We start from the raw sequence: 13671 nt of genomic DNA on the forward strand, positions 1-13671 counted from the left end.
AGCCCGGCCCGGTCCGTGCAGTGCGGTTGGCGTGGTCCTCTTCTCCTGCCTCCTGGCGCTCCTCCTGTGCACAGCGATCCTCGTCGGCTACCGCATCAGGCTCTCCCTTGCGGGCCGGCCCGACATGCCTCGCCTGGGCTCCTCTCCGGGCAGCGTCATCCTCCCTGGCTGGGTCGTCGAGGCCTTCTACTGGTCCTTCCACGCCCCTGCGCGCCTCCTCGTCCGCCTCGGCGTCGACCCTGACGTACTCACGTACCTCTCGCTCGTCCTCTCCCTCGCCAGCGCGCCTCTCCTCGCCTTCGGCCACTTCGAGCCGGCCGCTGCCGTCCTCATCGTCGGCGCCCTCCTCGATGCCCTCGACGGCATGGTCGCCCGCGCCCGAGGCCGCGCTTCTCCTGCGGGTGCCGTCCTCGACTCGTGCCTCGACCGCATCGCTGACGCCGCGCCCCTCGCCGGCCTCGCCCTCTTCTACCGCCACCACGCCCCGGCCCTCGCCGTCATCCTCCTCGCGCTCGTCGCCTCCTCCCTCGTGAGCTACGCCCGCGCCAAGGCCGACATCTACCGCCTCACCCTCCCTGCCGGCGTCATGCGCCGCCACGAGCGCCTCGGCTACCTCATCGCCGCGCTCATCGTCGCCCCCCTGTGGCCCACCCTCGGCCCGACGGGCGCTCTTCCCTACCCCGTCCTCGTCACCGTCCTCGCCTTCATCGGCACCGTCGGCCTCGGCGCCGGCTTCCTCCTCATCCACCGCACCCGCGCCGCCCTCCGCGCGCCGTCCATCCCCGCGCCCACCAGCACGCGCAAGGTCCACGCCGTGAAAACCCTGCCCTCGCCCATCGCCGCTGCCGCCACCGCCGCCACCGCCACCACCACCACCAGGACGGCGCCGCCCACCGTGCGCCTCGACCCCAACCAGCGCGTCCACGCGGCACTCGTCGCCGCCTACCGCGCTCACCTCCCCGCGCGCCCTGGCGCGCCCTCCGCGTCCTTCATCGAAGCCACCCTGGCCGGCCTCCCCTCCATGAACCCCTTCCCCGTCCCCAGCCCCGACCCCGTGCCGCACCCCGACCCTGTCCCGGTGCCCACGCCCAACCCCATCCCCAACCCGGCACCCGAGCCCGATCCCGCCCCGGCCCTCATCCCCGTCGAGGTCCGCGATCTCCACGCGCCCGCGGTCTCCGCCTTCCTCATGGCGCCCCCGACCCAGCGCTCCCCCACCATCGCTCCCGTCGCCGCGCCCAGCGTCGCCGCGCCCAGCGTCCCCCCGCCCTCCTCCATCACCTCGGCCCTCACTGCCGCGGCCCTCACCGCCGCGACCTCGGCCCTGCCTGCACCTGCAGCTCCGCCTGCACCCTCCGCAGATCTCACGGCGCCTGCCACCACGCCCGTCAGGCCCACTGCCGCGCAGCCTGCCGCCCCTCCGCAGCCGAGCCTCACCACCCTGCTCACCACCCCTTCCCCCCGCCGCCTGCGCATGGCCTCGCGCCGCCTCCCGCAGCGCCCCCGCCCCGCCGCACCCCGCGAGGCGCGCCGCACCCTCCCCCCGCCGCGCTCGACCAGCCAGTCGCTGAACTGAAGCGCGCCCTCGTAGCGCACCTCTGAAGGGCGCCGCTGAAGCGTGCCTCTGAAGCGCTCGCCCCGACCTTGATCACCTGCGCGGTTTGCGCGAGCTGGCGGCAGCGTTCCCGCCCGAGCGAGTCTGGCGATTTCCATTTGGAGGTCTGAGGGAGGTCGTCACCCGATGGTACGAACGCGACACCCAGGATGTGCGGCTGAGAGAGCTTGAAGAGGCCCTCGCCTGGTTAGAAGTGTGCGAGGAGCGCAATGAGGTGGCAGCGTTCCCACCCGTGCGTGCCCGAGATGCTGCATGGGTTCACGACCAGGCACTGTCCCTTCCAGGGCCAGTGCCTCACCTCGCCTCACCTCTCGCCCGCTGCGCTCACAGCGTCGTGGGCTCGTACTGCAAGCCCTTGGGCTTCGTCGTCTTCGTCGTCTTCGTCGTCTTCGTCGTCTTCGCAGGTGTCCCTGCTGCCGGCGTCTTGGCGCTCCCCTGGGGCGCCACCGCGGCCCTGGATGCAGACGTGGAGGTCGCCGTGGGCGTCACGCTCCCTGTCTTCGGAGCGCGCGACGGCGTGGCCTTCGGCGCGCGCGGCTTGCTCGGAGCTGTGCTCTCCCCCTCCTTGCGCGGCTCACCCTCGCTCTTCTCGGGGGCATCGGCCGGTGGCGTGGCGGCCGGCGCGCCCTGCTCCGGAGTCTCCGCCGCGTCTTTCGGCGTGCCGCTTCCCTCCGGCGCCGGGGCCTCTTCCTGCCCTGGCCCTTGCGTCTCGTTTCCCGCCTCGCGCCTCTGCAGGAGCGGCGCGTCGATCGGCGCTGCCACGGCCACCTCGGAGCCGCGGGTCAGCAGCACCGTGCCCGCTACCCCCAGCGTGAGTACCGCGCTCGCCGTGGCGAACAGCGCCACGATCTTCGCCCAGGAGAGCGCCGGGAGAGGGTGGCGTGCCGTGCTCCCCGAACTCGTCCCGCGGGTGATCCCTCCGGGAGCCGCCTCGGAGCCCGTCTCTGCCATGGGGGGCAGATCCATCGGGGGCAACGGCACCGTTTTCCTCTCGAGGATCCCTGCCTTCTTGAGCGCGCCCTCTGAACCGAACGCGTCCCTCCACCCCTGCATCACCCCCGCGCCCCCTGCCGCATGCGCAGGCGCCCTCGGCGGGATCTCGTCCGCCTGCTGCCCGGCGCCTGCGCCTCCGGACCACCCGGCTCCTTCCGGCCTCCTTGGCCACGCTGCAGCCACCGTGGCCTGCGCTGCGACGCCCTGCGCTGCGACGCCCTGCGCTGCGACGCCCTGCGCTGCCGCGCCCTGCTCTGCTGCGCCCTGCCCTGCTGCGCCCTGCTGCGCTGTCGCGATCCCGGGCAGTGGCGTCATCCCCGAGGGGAACTGCCGCGGCGCTGCCTGCGCGGCCTCGTCGCGGAGCACCCCCTCCAGCGCCTCGGCCAGCGCCTCCGCGGTCTGGAAGCGCCCCCCGGCCACCTTCTGGAGGCACCGGTCCACGACCGCGTCGAAGGAGGCCGGGATCCCTGAACGGCGCTGGCTCGGCGGGACCAGCTTGCCGCGCACCACCCCTTCCACCACCTCGGCCATCGTCTCCCCACCGAAGGGCACCTCTCCCGTGACGAGCTGGTAGAGCACCACCCCCAGCGACCAGATGTCGCTCCGCCCATCCAGCTCCTTCCGGCGCAGCATCTGCTCGGGCGACATGTAGAGCGGCGACCCCACGAACGAGCCGTCCTGGGTCAGCGAGCGCTCTCCCTTGGCGCGCCACTTGGAGATGCCGAAGTCGAGCACCTTCACGCACGGCTTCGCCCCCCTCCGCCAGGCCAGGAACAGGTTCGCCGGCTTCAGGTCCCGGTGGATCAGGTGGAGCGCGTGCGCCTCCGCGATCGCCTCGCACACCTGGATCACGTAGCTCGCGGCGTCCCTCACGGACAGCGGCCCGCGCACCTTCAGCACCTCCCCGAGATCGCGCCCCTCCAGGTACTCCATCACCATGCAGGGCAAGCCCGAGGCGAGCTCCCCCACGTCGTGCACCCGCGCCACGTGCTCTCCCTTGAGCTTCGCCGCCGCGCGTCCCTCCCGCTTGAAGCGCTCCACCGCCTCTCTGTCATCGAGCGCCTGCGGCAGCAGGACCTTGATCGCGAACAGCTCGTCGAGATCGCGGTGGCGCGCGGCCACCACCATCCCCATGCCGCCCGTGCCGAGCACCCGCTCGACGGTGTACTTCCCGAGCAACATATCCCCAAGCTGAACCGGCGCTCCCATGACTACCCCGCCTCACGCCCGGGCGCGCCCGCATCTCCGGGCGTCCGCGGCGTTCAACTGACCCATCTGTAAGTAGCGATGCTCGCCGGCTCCCTGGAGTTTCAGCTCATGCACACGTACGCGTGTGACGTCGCCCCTCGCCGCTCCGTCCACCGTGAGCCCCCGTGAGCATGCTCGGGTCCTCATGCGCGTCACCAGGCTGACTGGAAGGACAGCCCACCTGGGTGGACACCGACCCGTGCATGCACGGCGGCATCTTTCCCCGGCGAGGCTTCTCCGAGGGGAGTCGTGAAGAATATCAACGCCCCCGCTCCGGCCAGCAGACCCCCCGCGACGCCGGACCAGAGTGCAACGACACCCGGATCCGAGGAAGACCCTCCAGTAGCCTCCGTGACCGCACTGAAGGCTCCTCCCGTGGCAGCAATCCCAGCGCCGACACCCATCATCACGATCGACGCGGAGCGCTGCCTGGTGTTCTTCCGCCTCGTCGCTTCCTCCTTCTGCTTGTCATTGGCCGAACCTGCCTTTTCCAGGACCACCGTCACCTTGAGCGCCGCAGGCTCCGCGGGCGGATCGATCTGCTTCGACCATGTCCGGTACCCTGGCGCGGACGCCACGAGCGTGTAGGTCCTGTCATCGAGGAGCACGGACTGTCCCCAACGCGCTTGCTCGAAGGGCCTCCCATCGAGCAAGAGTTCGAGTCCGGAGAGACCCCTCAGCGTTTCAGGCACCTCCACCTTGAGGGCGCTGATGCGCAGCGCGAGCGCTTCGGCCTTCGCGCGCGCGCGCGTCACCCGTGCGTGCTGGCCGGAGCCTTCGGCCTTCGCGATCGCCCCCAGGTAATGTTCCAGGGCGCTCGCCGGGTAACCCAGCTCCTCGTAGCACTCTGCCAGCGTGAGCTGGGCTCCGATGGCCTCGGGCAGCAGATGGATCACCTTCTTCAAGCGGGGACAGGCGAGCGCGAAGTTGCCGGCCTCCATGTCCGTGACCGCCTGGTCGTAGATGTGCTGCGCCGTCTTCGTCGTGCTCGGCTCTGCCGCCCCGGCCACAGCGGCAACCAGTCCGAGCGAGAGGCTCAGCACGATCCCTGAGAAGCGTGGCATCCGTCGCGTATTCGCAGGTCTCATCCGCCGCTATCCCCTTCCCGCGAGTCGCCGCCGCGCGGCATGACCGCGTTCACATCATCGAGCCCCACTTGTTGGATCTGGCTCCGGCAGGGGCCGCGGGCGTCGCGGGGCTCGCCGACGGCTTCGCCGCAGCCGGGTCCGCAGGGCCCGCCTTGCTCGCCCCCGCCTTCCCCGGCGCGGCCGCCTTCTTCGTCGGTTTGGTCGTCGCTCCACGCTCACTGGCGTCGCGCTCAGGAGCCGACGGGGTACCCGGCCCCTGAGCCACGGCTGCCGCCGCGCCAGCCATGCTGGCCACGCTGACCACGCCCTCACTGCCCTTCGGCGCTCCCTCCTTCAGCGCAGCGAGTTCCGCATGGCTGTCCGCCGCCGCGGTGGCTGTCTGCGTCGATCGCGTGGCGAGCCACGCACCGCCGAGCCCCAGCGCGACCACGGCACTCCCGCTGGCGACCAGCGCGGTGAGTCTTCTCCTGGACCACTCACCCGCAGATCGTGGCCCCGTGAGTCCCCAGCCCGCGCCCACGGTGGTCGCACCGGGAGCTGCTCTGAGCGCGCGCGACGGAGGCGTGGACGCCGCTGATGGAGGCGTGGACGCCGCTGACGGAGGCGTGGACGCCGCTGACGGAGGCGCGGACGCCGCTGACGGAGGCGTGGATGCCACTCCCGAGGGTGTGGATGCCGCTGGTGGAGGCGTGGATGCCACTCCCGAGGGCGTGGAGGCGGGCACTGGAGAGCCAGGCCAGGGTGTCGCGTGAGGTCGCGGCATGTCCCGGGAGGTGGTCGTGGTCGTCGGCAGCGCGGACATGCGCTGGGCCTGCAAGGCTCCGAGCAGATCCTGCAGCGCCTCCGCAAGTTCTCCCACCGCCTGGAAACGCGCGGCGGGCTGCTTCTGAAGACAGCGCGCCACCAGCGCGTCGAACGCTGCCGGGATCCCGGAGCGGAGCTGGCTCAGCGCGGGCGGCTCCTCTTGCAGGACCCGCCCGATGATCTCGGGCATCGACTCGGCGGCGAAGGGGGAGACGCCGGTGACCAGCTCGTAGAGGACGACCCCCAGGGCCCAGATGTCGCTCCGGCCATCCACCTCTTTCGTCCGGATCATCTGCTCGGGCGACATGTACATGGGCGAGCCCAGGAGCGCGCCGGCCTGGGTGAGGTCCGGGGCGCCATCCTTGAGCTGCTTGGAGATCCCGAAGTCGAGGACCTTCATGCACGATCTCCCGTGCGACCGGCGGACCAGGAACAGGTTCGCGGGCTTCAGATCGCGGTGCACGATCCCCTCCGCGTGCGCTTCGGCGATCGCCTCGCAGACCTGGAGCACGTAGCCCGAGGCCTCCACCACGGGCAGGGGACCACGCGAGCGCAAGAGCACCCGGAGGTCGCACCCCGACAGGTGCTCCATGAGCATGTAGGGCGCGCCGGAGTCGAGCCTCCCCACGTCGTGGACACGGACGACGTGCTCCCCTTTGAGCCGCGCCGCCGACCGCGCCTCTCGCAGGAAGCGCTCCACGGCGCTGTCGTCGGCGAGCGCCTCGGGCAGAAGGAACTTGATCGCAAAGACCTCCTGCAGATCGCGGTGGCGTGCGGCCACCACCACCCCCATCCCGCCGCTGCCCAGCACGCGCTCGACGGTGTACTTCCCCAGCAACACGTCCCCAGGCTGAACCGGCGCCGCCATGGCTTCTCCGCACCGCGCCAGGACGTCACCGCGTTCAGCGATGGTCCGTAGCGGTCAAACGACCCTGCACAGAGATAGGGATGCCTGGCAGGCCCAGGCGGTTGCAGCCGGTTCATGGAACCTGGAGAGACCTCCCCGCAAGACGACGGTGCCGTCCGAAGTAGACGGTCGCTGCCCGATGCACCGCCTTGGCTGAGGAGCTATGCGGCACGCATCGTGCCAGACACGTGCAAGACCGCAGGCACTTCCCGCTTCCGCAGCATCCCTCCTCCTCCCCGCCCCACGCGCGCGACAGGACCCTTCATCCGCTGCGGCCGCTGGTACCTGGCGCGCGACAGGAGCCCCTGCCCGCCGCGAACGACGTCACCTGGCGCGCGACAGGAGCCCTCGTCCACCGCGTACGCGCTCACCTTGCACGTGTAAGGACCCCCCACCCGTCGCGTACGCACCCATCTTGCGCGTGTAAGGACCCCCCACCCGCCGCGTACGCACCCATCTTGCGCGTGTAAGGACCCCTCACCCGCCGCGTACGCGCTCACCTTGCACGTGTAAGGACCCCCCACCTGTCGCGTACGCACCCATCTTGCGCGTGTAAGGACCCCTCACCCGCCGCAGGCGACGTCACCTTGCACCCGACAGGACCCCTCGTGCGCGCCGGCCGACGCTTCCTGTCGTCCCCTCACGGGGCCTGACCTGCCCCGCGTCACCTCCCTCATGCTGCGCAGGCGCCCCGCGCGACCCCGGTGTGCGCGTGATCCGGGGGCGCTCTCGGGGTAGGTCTCACCTCCGCGCACCGATTTTTCTGGCACGCGATTCGCGTCCCCTCACGCTGCCATTGTGCAGTGGGGGGGGCAGGGTTGTGGCGTCACGTTGCGCTTGTGTGGCCGCAGCGGACCTGACTAGCGTGCCGTTCATGACAGCCGGAATACTCCGCCCCGATTTTTCCATGGATACGTTACTGGAGCACCTCACCCACACCCGGGTGACGCTCGGAGCCAACCCCGAGACCAGCCAGCACGCGCCGGCGTTCGAGAGCAGCCTCGACCGCTGGTGGGAGCTCGACAGGCAAGAAAAGCAGTACTGGATCGACATCCACAGCGCCGCGGCGCGCATCACCCTGGCGGACAGCCGCCTCGATCACCTCGTCGATCGCCTCTCGCACACGCTCCTCGCGGAGAACACCGACCGCGACGGCGCGCTCTACACCCTGTACTTCGAGAACAAGCGCCCCGGTCAGCTCAAGCGCCCGGTGCTCTCGTCGCAGCTCGACACCATGCGGCGGTGGGTCCCGTCGCTCCTCGGCTCTCCGAACCCGGCGCTCGCCGCCATCGGGACCGATCTGCAGGCCGCCGTGGCCGAGGCCGACGCGGCGGTGACGGCGCTCGGCGTGCTGAAGCAGCAGAACCGCGAGTTCCGCACGGTGGGCGCGCGCAAGGTGTTCGTCGACGATCTGAACGCGCTGCGCAAGACGACCCACGGCGCGCTCGCGGAGCTGCCCCACAGCCGGCCGGATCTGTTCCTGCCGGGCGGGTTCGCCGACCTGTTCTTCAAGCCGATCCGCGCCAGGGGCGAGGAAGGCCCGGAGGACGCGGAGGAGATGCGCGAGCACATCGCCGCGCTGGAGGAGCAGCTCGCTCTCGCCCGCGCCACGCTCGCCGAGATGGAGGCCACCGAGGCCGCCGAGGCCGCCGCCGAGGCGCAGCGCGCGCAGGAGGAGGCCCTCCTCGCCGCCGCCGAGAAGGAAGCCAAGCTCGCCGCGGCCAAGGTCAAGGCGATGCGCGCCAAGCTCGGGGTGTGAGCCGCCCTCACGCCTGACCTGCCCACGATCCCCATCCCGATCCGACGCTGCGCGGCGTTGCACGAGAAGCTTCACGTGCAGCGCCGCGCGCGCTCCCCACCGCACAGCCTTCTCCAACAGACCGTTGTCGCGAGACGCCTCGGCGTGGGGCCGGTGCTCGGGGTCGCCTCAATGCGGGAAGACGTAGCCCTCGGGGAGCGGGATGGGCTCGGCCTCGACGGCGTTCTTGGCGTCGACGAGGCCGGGGTAGCCGGCGAAGGCGGCGCGGTAGCGGAAGGTGGCCTCGGCGATCTTGCCGCTGGCGCGGAGGGCACGGAGCGTGGCGAAGAAGGCGGGGACCTCGGCGTGGGCGCGGAGGATGGGCTGGTCGAAGGACGGGAGCGTGGGGCGCAGCTCGTTGTTGAGGTCCCAGAGGCGGGCGACGAGGGGCTCGTGCTCGGGGCTCTCTTCGGGGAGGCTGTAGATGGCCTCGTCGAGGAAGATGGTGTCGCTCGGGTCGCGGACGATCTCGGCGAGGTAGTCGAAGAGGGGCTCGTCGTGGGGGGCCTGGGTGAGGGCCGTGATGAGCTGGGTGGCGGCCTCCGCGCTGCCGAAGCGGGCGCGGGTGAGGCGGGCGCTGGCGAGGGCGAGGCGCGGGGAGAGCGCGGGCGCAGTGGCGAAGGCGTCGTCGCAGGCGGCGTGGAAGGCCCACGCGAGCGGGCGCGCTTCATCGGTGTCGAGGCGGGGGCAGCGGGCGCGGTAGGCCTCGAAGCGCGCGAGGAGGGTCTCGGCGAGGGCGTCGTGATCGAGCGTGGTGGAGGCGAAGGCGTCGGCGATGACGGAGGCGTGGTTGCGCTCGGGCGGGGGGGCCGCGGTGAGGAGTTGGTCGAGGAAAGCCGCAGGGGTGGGCGCCGAGGACGGGGTCGGCGACGAGGTGGGCGGGGCGGAGGGAGAAGGCATGCGCAAAGCATCGGGGGTTGAGGGGGTGAGGCGCAAGGGTCGGAGCGGCGGAAGGGCGCTGGGGAGGGAAGCGGTGGGCGCCGCACCAGCCGTGCTGCTGGAGGGCCTGGCGCGTGTGGCCTGGGAGGCGCAGCGCTGCGCGGCGGTGGGGCGCGCGCTGGGGGCCGAGGAGGTGCGGGCGCGCCACTCAGGCAGGAGAGCTTCCGGCGGCTGCTCGTCGCGCGGTACTGGGAGGGGCAGCTCCGCCGGATCGCGGAGGCGTCGGACGAGGGGGCGCGGGAGGCGATCGCGGGGACGCTGCTCGGGGCGCGGCTGCTCGGCGAGGACGATGAGGCGCTCGGGTTTCTGCAGGTGATGCTGGGGGGCGCGCGGTGGTCGGAGGAGGCGCGGGCGATCGCGAGCGTGGTGGGCGTGGACGGGGGCGCGCATGGGGGCGTGGACGGGGGCGTGCAAGCGGCAAAGCCCTCCAGCCTGGGGTCGCTGCTGGAGGCGCTCCGCAGCGCAGGAGAGCGCGCCCGGATCGTCAGGATGGTGTGCATGCAGGTCCTCGACGACGCCGCGACACGGTGGCCAGGGACCCCTGCCCGGCCGGCTCCGCCGAGGAGGCCACCGTCTTGGGAAGGCGCGGAGGAGATCCTCGGCCCGCCGAAGAAGCCACTGCCTCCGGAAGGCGCGGAAGAGGAGATCCCCTGCTGAGGCGCCGCCAGGTGAGGCGCGGAAGGCGCGGCGTGACGAGGTGCGGCGTGACGAGGTGCGGCGTGACGAGGTGCGTCGGGGTCAGCCGCGCTGTTCGAGCATGAGCATGGCGCTCAGCTCGAAGGCGGTGTCGACGCGCTCCATGCGGTAGAGTTCCTTGGAGATCCAGCACTTCACCTTGGCCTCGGAGGGGGCGAAGGGGGCGTAAGCCTGGTGCAGGAAGCGGTGGGCGCGTTCGAGGGCGAGGCCGAGGCCGGGGTGCTGCACGCCGTGGCGTTCGAGGTGGCCGAGCATGAGCACGGCGTAGGCGGTCTCGGTGGGGTTCGGGCGCGGGTTCGAGCGCGGGTCGGAACTCCAGCCGCCGTCGGGGGACTGGGCCGCGAGCACGGCGTCGAGGGCGCGGCGCACGGCGTCGGCATGCGCCAGGGGCATGGTGGACACGGCGTGCGAGGCGCGCGTGGAGGACGGGGGCGATGCAGGTGACGCGGGCGACACGGACGACGGCGGCGTGGGCTGCGGGGGGAGGAGGGCGAGGACGGCGTGGGAGGTGGCGTAGAGCCAGGAGCGGTTCCACTTGTCGAGGGTCCAGCGGCCGTCAGGCTCCTGGCGGTCGAGGAGGTAGCGCTGGAAGGTGGGGAGGTCGCGGGTCTCGCCGAGGGCCGCGAGGGCGTGGATGCAGCGGGCGGTGAGCGTGGGCGAGGAGTTCATCTCGCCCGGGTAGGCGATGAAGTGGTCGTCCTTGCGGAAGCGGTCGAGGAGGTGGGGGTCGACGGGCAAGCCGCGGGCGTGCATGACGGCGAGGGCAGCGCTGGTGTCGTCGCCATCGGGGAGGTAGTGGTCGCTCATGCCGAGGCCCTGGGGGCCGAGGGCGCGGGCGAGGTCGCCGAGCACGGTGGTGACGCCCTGCGCGAGGCGGGGGTCGTCGAGGATGCCGGCCATGAGCAGGGCGTAGAGGACGAAGGCGCGCTCGAAGTGGTCGTGGGGCGCGCCGACGGGGACGAGGCCAGGGATGCCGGTGCCAGTGGCGCGGGAGACGTCGCGGAGGTAGGCGCGGGCGCGGGCGGCGTGCGCGTCGAGGGCCGGGAAGGGCGCGGCCGCGGCGAGCCAGGCGGCAGTGGCGGAGGGGCTGTGGCCGATGCTGCCAGCGCCGTCCATGAGGCCCAGGGAGGGCTCGGTGCCCCAGGTCTCCCAGACGTGGAGCCAGGGGACGCCGGGAATGAGGGGGAGGTGGGCGATGATCTGGCGCTTGCGCGCGCCGAGCTCCATGAGGCGGGCGTAAGGCTCGCGGGGGAGGCAGCGGAGGGCGTGGGAGGGCGCGTTGCGGTCGAGGGGCGGGCCGAGGCGATCCTCGACGCGATCGAGGAGGTGCGGGAGGAGGATCTCGGCAGCGATGGGGAGGTCGTCGATGTGGGCGGTGGACCACGCGGCAGACTGGTTGCGCACGAAGCGGAGGCCCGCGGCGATGGCATCGCGGGTGCCCTTGCGGGCAGGCTGGTCGAGCAGGGCGAGGACGGCGGAGAGCGTGGGGATGTCGCGGTGCAGGGGCATCACAGGATCGCCCCAGCCGCCGTCGGAGCGCTGCTGGGCGAGGAGCCAGGCGACGACGGGTGAGGCCGCGGCGTCGGCGGCAGCGCGGGCGTCGGTGCTGTTGGTGATGTCGGCGGCGGTGTCGACAGTGAAGACGTCGAGGAGGGCGAGGACGCGGGCAGCGTCGGGGGTGCCGGGCGCGGCGGCGAGGCCGGCGTCAGGCACGACCGCGAGGGTGGACGCAGGCACGGCCGCGAGGCTGGCGGGAGGCACGGCCGCAAAGGCGGTGTCAGGCGTGGCGGCGAGGGCGGCAGCGCAGGAGGCGCGGAGGGCGCGGGGGGAGTCGGGAGCGCGCGAGGCAGGACCGCGAGAGGCGGAAGCGTGGGCGGCGGGAGCGTGGGAGGAGACCACGGCGCGCGCGCCAAGGGCGCTGGGGGAGCCTGCAGCGCGCGGACCACTGGCGCGGGAGGAGCTTGCGGGGTGCGGATCCGCGGCGCGCGCTCCGAGGGCGCGCACGTTGGAGGGACGCGGTGCGCTGGCCCTGCCGGAGCCCGAGCCCGAGCCCGAGCCCGAGAGCGCGAGCGCGCGGCCAGGCGCGGAGAGGATGCGCAGGACCTGGGCGGAGTCGTAGATGGATGGGCTCATCAGTCCTCCGTGGGTGCCGGTGACGGAGAGCAGCGCGCGCAGCTCGTCGAACAGGACGTCCTGGATCTTCTTCATGGGGATGCCGTGGCCTTTCGTGTCGCGCGTCTCCCCTGCCCTGCGGTCCGCCGGAGAGCAGGAGGGCTCCTGGCGCGCGAGGCAGAGGGCGACGCACGGAGCGCTCCTCTGGAACGGAAGCTGCTCGGTGGTTCGTTGCGGTCCTTCAATGAAAGGTGCGTGCCAAGGGAGGTCCTGGCGGCACCGCGAAGGCGCAGGCGCTCCGCTGAGGGCGCCGCGAGGGCCGCAGGCGCTGCAAGGTGCGCGAGGACGCACCGGAAACGCGCCGAAAAACGCGCCGAAAAACGCAACGTGAGATCAGGAAAGGGGCAGGTCGAGATGCGAAGCGGACGACACCACGGGGTGATGCGCGAGATGCGGAACACCTATGCGGCGGGCGGGTGGCGCGAGAGCCGGCGGCCAGAGGAGCGGCTGCGGACGCTGGTGGTGGCGCGAATTGCGCAACTCACGCCCATGTTGTGCGACTGGCAGCAGCGCTATCCGGTCCTGCTGGCGGCCCGCATCGTGCCGGTGATCAAGGCGATCGTGGTGCCGCTGCCCGGAGGGACGACAGCGCAGCACCTGGCGCTCTGCAAGCTGGGTCTGGTGGCCTTCGCGCTGGACGACGTGGTCGACGGGGAGCTGGGCGATCTGTCGGACGGAGAGACGTACGAGATCTGCGCGCGGTACGCGGAGATCGCGCGGGGGACGATGGGCGTGGGCTGGGCGCGGGAAGACACGGCCGCAGGGATGCTGGCGCGGGCGATCGCGGAGGTGCGGGAAGAGATGCGGGCCTGCCCGGGGGCAGCGCGCTACCTGGGCGCGTGGGAGGACGCCTTCTGGGCGCTGTGCCTCGCGAACCGGGCGGAGCTGGTGCACAAGCGGCAGGCAGGGATGGACGGGTCGCTGCCGTCGCTGAAGGCGTACCTGCGCGCGGGGTGGGTGACGTCGGGCGCGCCGATGTACTTCGCGGCGGTGCTGGTGGTGACGGGCGCGGGATACGCGGAGCATCCGCTGGAAGACGCGGTGGTGCGGCGGGCAATGCTCCACATGGGGCTTTCGATCCGGTGGTTCAACGACGCGCGGACGGTGGACCGGGAGCGGGAGGAGGGGAAACTGAACAACGGGGTGAACCTGCTGGTGGCGGCCGGGATGGAGGAGGGCGAGGCGGAGCGGAAGGCGATGGAGCGGGGGGACTGGAACCTGCGGAAGCTGGAGGCGCTGGTGGAGGGGATGGGGGGAGAGCTGCAGGGGTTCGGGGCGGGGATGGTGGCGCTCGTGCACCTGATCCGAGGGGTGTACCTGGAGCAGGGGGAGTTCCACGCGGAGGAGCGGCGGGAGGGAGGGGTGCTGGAAGGGGTGGCGGGGATGGGCGGGGGATGAGGGCACGAGGGGG

9 protein-coding genes are annotated in these 13671 nt (G+C 72.2%); 4 read left to right on the forward strand and 5 right to left on the reverse strand.

Annotated elements, in window-relative coordinates; genetic code table 11:
* The first annotated feature begins 31 nt into the window (after window positions 1-31).
* Window positions 32-1576, forward strand: a complete 1545-nt coding sequence (locus CAP_RS54615; protein ID WP_052376809.1) for a CDP-alcohol phosphatidyltransferase family protein — start codon at window positions 32-34, stop codon at window positions 1574-1576.
* Between the two features lie 363 nt (window positions 1577-1939).
* On the opposite strand, the gene CAP_RS46680 is transcribed toward CAP_RS54615, so the two are convergent.
* The 3 genes from CAP_RS46680 to CAP_RS40275 form a co-directional block, all read right to left on the reverse strand.
* On the reverse strand, window positions 1940-3817 hold the full coding sequence (locus tag CAP_RS46680; protein WP_081865764.1) for a serine/threonine-protein kinase: 1878 nt from the start codon (window positions 3815-3817) through the stop codon (window positions 1940-1942).
* A 191-nt stretch (window positions 3818-4008) separates the two neighbouring features.
* Window positions 4009-4920: an outer membrane protein assembly factor BamD gene (locus tag CAP_RS40270; protein WP_044250941.1), complete on the reverse strand. Its 912-nt coding sequence runs from the start codon at window positions 4918-4920 to the stop codon at window positions 4009-4011.
* Between the two features lie 73 nt (window positions 4921-4993).
* The gene (locus tag CAP_RS40275) at window positions 4994-6616 is read right to left on the reverse strand and encodes a serine/threonine-protein kinase (protein WP_044250942.1); all 1623 of its coding nucleotides are present in this window, start codon (window positions 6614-6616) and stop codon (window positions 4994-4996) included.
* Between the two features lie 913 nt (window positions 6617-7529).
* Here CAP_RS40275 and CAP_RS40285 point away from each other — a divergent pair.
* Entirely contained in the window at window positions 7530-8414 is an 885-nt protein-coding gene (locus CAP_RS40285; RefSeq protein ID WP_231511988.1) for a hypothetical protein, read from the forward strand.
* A 168-nt stretch (window positions 8415-8582) separates the two neighbouring features.
* On the opposite strand, the gene CAP_RS40290 is transcribed toward CAP_RS40285, so the two are convergent.
* On the reverse strand, window positions 8583-9353 hold the full coding sequence (locus CAP_RS40290) for a hypothetical protein (RefSeq protein WP_044250951.1): 771 nt from the start codon (window positions 9351-9353) through the stop codon (window positions 8583-8585).
* Between the two features lie 351 nt (window positions 9354-9704).
* Here CAP_RS40290 and CAP_RS40295 point away from each other — a divergent pair, with 351 nt between their 5' ends.
* Window positions 9705-10049, forward strand: coding sequence for a hypothetical protein (locus CAP_RS40295; protein ID WP_156041586.1), 345 nt, complete (start codon window positions 9705-9707; stop codon window positions 10047-10049).
* Window positions 10050-10130: 81 nt separating this feature from the next.
* On the opposite strand, the gene CAP_RS40300 is transcribed toward CAP_RS40295, so the two are convergent.
* On the reverse strand, window positions 10131-12296 hold the full coding sequence (locus CAP_RS40300) for a prenyltransferase/squalene oxidase repeat-containing protein (protein WP_044250957.1): 2166 nt from the start codon (window positions 12294-12296) through the stop codon (window positions 10131-10133).
* A gap of 318 nt (window positions 12297-12614) precedes the next feature.
* Here CAP_RS40300 and CAP_RS40305 point away from each other — a divergent pair, with 318 nt between their 5' ends.
* Window positions 12615-13658 (forward strand): terpene synthase family protein, encoded by a 1044-nt coding sequence (locus CAP_RS40305; RefSeq protein WP_156041587.1) that lies wholly within the window; start codon window positions 12615-12617, stop codon window positions 13656-13658.
* Window positions 13659-13671 lie beyond the last annotated feature (13 nt).

The sequence above is a fragment of the Chondromyces apiculatus DSM 436 genome (genome assembly GCF_000601485.1).
Taxonomy (GTDB): domain Bacteria; phylum Myxococcota_A; class Polyangia; order Polyangiales; family Polyangiaceae; genus Chondromyces; species Chondromyces apiculatus.